Origin of the sequence: Mesorhizobium sp. M6A.T.Ce.TU.002.03.1.1 (assembly GCF_003997275.1) — a bacterium.
GTDB classification, from domain to species: domain Bacteria; phylum Pseudomonadota; class Alphaproteobacteria; order Rhizobiales; family Rhizobiaceae; genus Mesorhizobium; species Mesorhizobium mediterraneum.
This window is the reverse complement of record NZ_RZTI01000221.1, coordinates 1-5,306: the sequence shown is the minus strand read 5'-3', so window position 1 is coordinate 5,306 and position 5,306 is coordinate 1. Positions and strand designations below refer to the sequence as shown.

6 protein-coding genes, 1 pseudogene and 1 riboswitch are annotated in these 5,306 nt (G+C 60.9%); of the genes and pseudogenes, 4 read left to right on the top strand and 3 right to left on the bottom strand.

What is annotated here, in order from left to right; all coding sequences use genetic code 11:
• Window positions 1-393, top strand: a pseudogene (locus tag EOC93_RS32470) (oxidoreductase); the annotation flags it as partial.
• A gap of 72 nt (window positions 394-465) precedes the next feature.
• Here EOC93_RS32470 and EOC93_RS32465 read toward each other — a convergent pair.
• A complete protein-coding gene (locus tag EOC93_RS32465; protein WP_127206646.1) occupies window positions 466-1,566 on the bottom strand; it encodes a hybrid-cluster NAD(P)-dependent oxidoreductase in 1,101 nt (366 codons plus the stop codon).
• A gap of 24 nt (window positions 1,567-1,590) precedes the next feature.
• Complete coding sequence (locus EOC93_RS32460) at window positions 1,591-2,838, bottom strand: aromatic ring-hydroxylating dioxygenase subunit alpha (RefSeq protein ID WP_126103957.1); 1,248 nt, start codon at window positions 2,836-2,838, stop codon at window positions 1,591-1,593.
• Between the two features lie 213 nt (window positions 2,839-3,051).
• Window positions 3,052-3,254, bottom strand: a riboswitch (cobalamin riboswitch).
• A gap of 508 nt (window positions 3,255-3,762) precedes the next feature.
• Between EOC93_RS32460 and EOC93_RS32455 the strand changes: the two genes are divergently transcribed.
• The 3 genes from EOC93_RS32455 to EOC93_RS32445 all read left to right on the top strand — a co-directional run bounded on the left by EOC93_RS32455 (window position 3,763) and on the right by EOC93_RS32445 (window position 4,624).
• Entirely contained in the window at window positions 3,763-3,966 is a 204-nt protein-coding gene (locus EOC93_RS32455) for a DUF680 domain-containing protein (protein ID WP_127206644.1), read from the top strand.
• A gap of 127 nt (window positions 3,967-4,093) precedes the next feature.
• Window positions 4,094-4,315, top strand: coding sequence for a DUF680 domain-containing protein (locus tag EOC93_RS32450; RefSeq protein ID WP_127206645.1), 222 nt, complete (start codon window positions 4,094-4,096; stop codon window positions 4,313-4,315).
• A gap of 72 nt (window positions 4,316-4,387) precedes the next feature.
• Window positions 4,388-4,624 (top strand): DUF680 domain-containing protein, encoded by a 237-nt coding sequence (locus EOC93_RS32445; protein ID WP_127206643.1) that lies wholly within the window; start codon window positions 4,388-4,390, stop codon window positions 4,622-4,624.
• A gap of 198 nt (window positions 4,625-4,822) precedes the next feature.
• Here EOC93_RS32445 and EOC93_RS32440 read toward each other — a convergent pair.
• A partial coding sequence (locus EOC93_RS32440; RefSeq protein ID WP_127206642.1) for a TOBE domain-containing protein occupies window positions 4,823-5,306 on the bottom strand: 484 nt, incomplete at its 5' end.

Sequence of the window (5,306 nt, the reverse complement as noted above, 5' to 3'; positions counted from 1 at the left end):
CTTCTGCTGGTCGGCGGCGGGTCGGGCGTGGTGCCGCTGATGGCGATGATCCGCCATCGCGCCGCACGCAAATCGGCGGTGCCTGCCACGCTGGTGTTTTCCGCACGGATCTGGGACGAGGTGATCTTTCGCGACGAGCTGATCGATTTCCATGATCGCCGGGACGGCTTCGATCTGGTGCTGACGCTGACGCGCGAGCCGGCCCGGCGCCCGGCGGACTATTCTCGGCGGATCGACGTTGCAATGATAGAGCAATCGATGGTGCGGCTGCCCACGCCACCAAGGTTCGCCTTTGTCTGCGGCTCGAATGCCTTCGTGTCGGCCGCCGCCCAGGCGCTGATCGATGCCGGCGTTCCGGCAAGCCTCATCCGCACCGAGCGCTACGGGGTCTAATGCATGTCGCGCAACAACCTAAAGCGCGTCGCATAAGGCCGGTCAAAACGCGACGCGCTTTAGGGCCGCCGGTCATGCCTCGATCTCGATCGCCGTCAGCGGCTTCGAACAGCAGGCAAGGATGAAGCCGTCGTCGATCTCGTGATCGAGGATGCCGCCATTGTGGCTCATCTCGACCGTGCCCGAGACCTTTTTCACCTTGCAGGTTCCGCACAGGCCGAACTCGCAGGCCGCCGGGATGCGCACGCCCGAAGCGCGCGCCGTCTGCAGCACGGTCTGGCCGGCAACGCAGTCGGCATCGACATCCGAAAGCGAAAAGCGGATTGGCGTTGCGGCTTCGGCAGGTATTTCGACCCCACCCTCTGCCGGCGAACCGAACGGGGCCGGTATTTCCTCCACCATCGGGGCCGCAAAGCTCTCCTGATGATAGTTGCCCATGTCGAAGCCGGTGGCCTCCAGCATCTGCCGCACCGCACGCATAAACGGGTCGGGGCCGCAGCAGAAGATTTCGCGCTCGCGGAAGTCTGGCGCCAGCAGCGGCAGCCGTATCGCGTCGATCCGGCCCATATGGCCGAACCAACCCTCGCGGCTGGACCGTTCCTCGATCATGAAGCCAAGCGTCAGACCCGGCATGCGGCTGCCGAGCAGCTCGAGCTCCTTGCGGAAGATGATCTCCTCGGGCTTTCGTGCACAGTTGACGAAGCCGACATCGGTCCATGGCGCGCAGTCGTTCAGCCAGCGCAGCATCGACATCATCGGCGTCACGCCGGAGCCGGCCGAAATGAACAGATACTTGGCCGCGGGATGGCTGTGCAGCGAAAAGTCGCCCGTCGGACCATAGGCCTTCACGTGAACGCCGGGCTTCAGATTGTCGAACATCCAGCGCGTGCCGAGACTGCCGGCTTGCGCCTTCACCGTCACCGCGATCGAGAACGGCCGCGACGGCGAGGAAGACAGCGTATAGGTCCGCATCAGCGGGCCGTCGGAGGTCGGCAGTTCCAGCGTCACGAATTGGCCCGGCTTATAGCGGAACCAGGTCTGGTTGTCGGAGCGGAAGGTGAAGGTCTTCACGTCAGGCGCCTCGTCGCTGACGCCGATCACCTCCAGCACCTGCAGCCGGTCGTTCCAGGGCGCCATTTCGTCGAGATGGCGGTAGAGCCCGAGGTCCGTCATTGCGTTCATCTCTTCACGTTTCTCTCAGGCGACGCTGCGCAATGCCGGCCGGCCGTCCTCGGCTAGGCGCGGCCCGATGAAGGAGGCGTACCATTCGACGAACTGGATGACGCCGCCCTCATGCAGTTCCGAATAAGGGCCGGGCTCATAGGCCGGCGACAGGATGCCGAAGGCGTTTTCCTCGACGATGCGGCGGTCCTGGTCGTTGGTCTCGGTCCATACATGGGTGAGTTCGGCAAGGTCGTAATCGACGCCTTCGACCGCGTCCTTATGGACGAGCCATTTGGTTGTCACGGCGGTTTCCGTGGCGCTGATCGGCAACACGCGGAAGGTGACCGCATGATCGCCGAGGATGTGGTTCCAGGTCGTCGGATAGTGATAGAGCAGCAGCGAGCCGACACGGTCGGTCGAAACGCTGTCGGAAAGGTTCTTCTTCACCGCGCGCCTTCCCGTCATCGTATAGCTGACGGCGTCGCGCAGCAGCGGCGCGCGGGTGGCGCGATATTGCCCAGCCGGATCGATGCGGAACTTGCTCGGCAGGCCTGCCGCCTCGCATTTGGCCCAGTGCGCCAGCATCTCAGGATCGCTGTCGGCGCCCTGCACGCCGGTCACGGTCGGTGCTTCCGGGAATGTCTTGCACAGTTCCGGATGGTTGCCGGCGCAATGGTAGCACTCGCGGTTGTTTTCCCAGACGAGCTTCCAGTTGCCCTTCTCGACGATGGTCGATTCGAAGGCGACCTTTGCCTCGCGCAGTCGGTGCGGCAGGAGGTAAGGCTCGATCATGGCGCGCATCGGCGCGAAATCCGCCGGCTCCTTGGCCAGGCAGATGAAAATGTAGCCGCCGACACTTTCGCAAGCCACCGGCTTGAGGCCGAACTGGCTCTTGTCGAAGCCATCCGCCATCTGGCGAGCGAACAAAAGCCGGCCGTCCAGCTCGTAGGTCCACTGGTGATAGGGGCAGACGAGCTTTGCCGCCGTGCCCTTGTCGGCGTTGCAGACGCGGCTGCCGCGATGCCGGCAGGAATTGTGGAAGGCATTGATCTTGCCTTGCTGGTCGCGGACCAGCACGACCGGATAGTCGCCGATCTGGGCGGTGATGTAGCTGCCCGGCTTCGGCAACTCGCAATCGTGGCCGATGAACAGCCAATCGCGATACCAGATCAGCTCCATGTCGAGCTTGAAGAAATCGGGATCGGTGTAGAAGGGCTGCTCGAGCGAATAGCCTTGCCTGCGGCCGTGCAAGAGCCTCAGCATGTCGTTGCGCGAATCCATGTCCTGTCCTCATAGCCGTCGCATCGGCCCGAAATCGGAATCGATTTCGGAAAGCACGATGCGCAATTCAAAGTCTTGGAGCGTACTTTATGTGTCCAAATGGACGCGTGTCGCTCCAAAGACTGAACTGGTGGTGATTGAGGAAGGATCGCTTGCACGCCGGCGACAGGCCAGACATGCATCATCCACCTCTTGACCGCCCACCGCGATCAGTCGAGTCTAGACATCTCGGGCTGGTTTCCGGGCTCTGGAGTGTCCTTGCGGACAGTCGCGACACCTTCCCAGGCTTGTGGCCCAGTGGTCTCCCGTTGCGACTTGAACTCCACCACCGTTGCGGGGGCAGCGCCGGGATTTGACCGGCTTCCCAATTCTCCGCTTCGTCGTCACCAAGCGGCACCTGAGATGGCGTCATCTAATCATGACGGCCAGCTGACTGTCGGCATGAAAGCGACATCGTATCCATGCGGCGCGACACGGCCCGCGAAACGTGCAGGTTGGTAATTGCAGGGCTGAAACCCATTTTTTCGGCCACCATTGTCGGCCGCCGTGACATCGAATTCCGATCCGCGGCGGAGGCAAAGAAGGTTAACAGTTTCCAAAAGTGACCATTAGCCGCTTCTAAAATCGAACCGAACGGTTCGTTTCTGTTGACAATGCGTGCATGACGCTGTGAACGCAGGTCCGCCAATCCGTCAAATCGTCAAATGGCGACTTTGGCATAAACCTTTGAAAATAAAAGATAAAGCAACGCCTGTAGAAGCGTCTGGTACAATTTCAAGGTGTAGATTCTTGGTCCACACGGAACAACTTCGTGATTGGAATCTGCGGGATGGCCTTCCCACATCGGGGCTGTCCGAACGACGCGAATTCCTTCCAAGACACGCCGCTAGCCGGACGGAAAACTAAGATACTGGAGTACCAAAAATGAAAAAGATTGCTCTTACTGCCGTCGCCGTTCTGGCCATCACCGGCAGCGCCTTTGCCGGCAGCGACCATTATGGGTCCAACGGCGCCAACCAGCCGACCGCTGAGGTCGACAGCTCGTACACGGCTTCCATTCAGAAGCCGGCTCACGCTGAAAAGCCCGCCGTCCAGGGCGCCGACCGCAACCTTTTCGGCAACAATTAACAGCTGATCCCAGACCATGATCCCGAAAAGTGGAAACCGGTTTTCGGAAAAGATCATGGTCAAACAAGAAGACAGAGCGGCGGCAGGTCCGCCGCTGGGGATCTTTAGAAATTCAGGAGTATTGGAAATGAAGAAGATTGTTCTTGCCACCGCTGCCATTCTGGCCATCTCCGGCAGCGCTTTTGCCGGTAGCGACAACTATGGATCGAACGGCGCCAACCAGCCGGCCGCTGCGGCCGATAGCTCGTACACGGCTTCGGTTCAGAATTCCGCTTCGGCGCAGAATCCGGTTCCGTCTGACGAGAAACCCGTCCACGGCAGCGACCGTAACCTCTTCGGCAACAACTAACAGCCAGTTCCATCAGCAGCGGCGGCATTTGCCTGCCGCGCTGATGGGATACGAAAATCCAGGAGCACTGAAATGAAGAAGATCGTTCTTACCGCCGCCGCGCTTTTGCTTGCTGCCGGCAGCGCCTTTGCCAACAACGACAATGTTGGCGGGACCGACATCAACAAGCAGGCGACCGTCAACGTCGACAACATGCAGACGTCTTCGGTACGCAACACCGGTTCGCCGATCTACAAGCTGCTCAATTCGTCGGGCGACGTAGAGAAGTCCGCCCCGCAGGGCAGCGACCGGAACCTGTTCGGCCGCTAGCGCATCGGCCCGAAAATCGGAATCGATTTTCGGAAAGCACGATGCGTAGGTTCAAAGTGTTAGAGCGTACTTTGTGCGTCCACTTGGACGCACGTCGCTCTAACAGCGACCTGAATGCACAAGAGCGGCGGGCTTTGCCCGCCGCTCTTGTTTTTGGCTTCGCCAAACTGCTTATACCCGGCAGTCTTGCTGCCGTTCTCAGGCCGCCTTTGCTTCCGCTTCGTGAAGCGTGAAGGACCGCCCGTCGGTATCGAAAATATGCAGGTCGCCGGCATCGGCACTCAACCGCAGCGTCGCACCCCGCTTGACCTCGACATTGCCGGGCAGCTTGGTCACCAGCGGCAGGTCGGCGCGGCCGATGTCGACATAGACGAGCTGGACCTCGCCGAGCTGCTCGACATAATCCACCGTTCCCTCGAAAAGATAATCCGCGCCGCTAGCGATCATCAGATCCTCCGGCCGCACGCCGAAGCTCACCGAAGCGCCCTTCGCTGAGGCCGGCGTGGCGATCGGCACCGTCGCCTTGCGCCCGCCGACATGGCTGACGATGGTCGGGTTGCCTGATTTGTCGATCGTCGCCGGCAGGATGTTCATTGCCGGCGAGCCGATGAACTGGGCGACGAACAGATTGCCGGGTTTCTTGTAGAGCTCCATCGGCGTGCCGACCTGCTCGATATGGCCG

Excerpts from the sequence above, each read along its gene's own strand:
- EOC93_RS32465 (WP_127206646.1), bottom strand. The coding sequence starts at position 1,566 with ATGACGGACCTCGGGCTCTACCGCCATCTCGACGAAATGGCGCCCTGG.
- EOC93_RS32460 (WP_126103957.1), bottom strand. The coding sequence starts at position 2,838 with ATGGATTCGCGCAACGACATGCTGAGGCTCTTGCACGGCCGCAGGCAA.
- EOC93_RS32445 (WP_127206643.1), top strand. The coding sequence starts at position 4,388 with ATGAAGAAGATCGTTCTTACCGCCGCCGCGCTTTTGCTTGCTGCCGGC.
- EOC93_RS32450 (WP_127206645.1), top strand. The coding sequence starts at position 4,094 with ATGAAGAAGATTGTTCTTGCCACCGCTGCCATTCTGGCCATCTCCGGC.
- EOC93_RS32455 (WP_127206644.1), top strand. The coding sequence starts at position 3,763 with ATGAAAAAGATTGCTCTTACTGCCGTCGCCGTTCTGGCCATCACCGGC.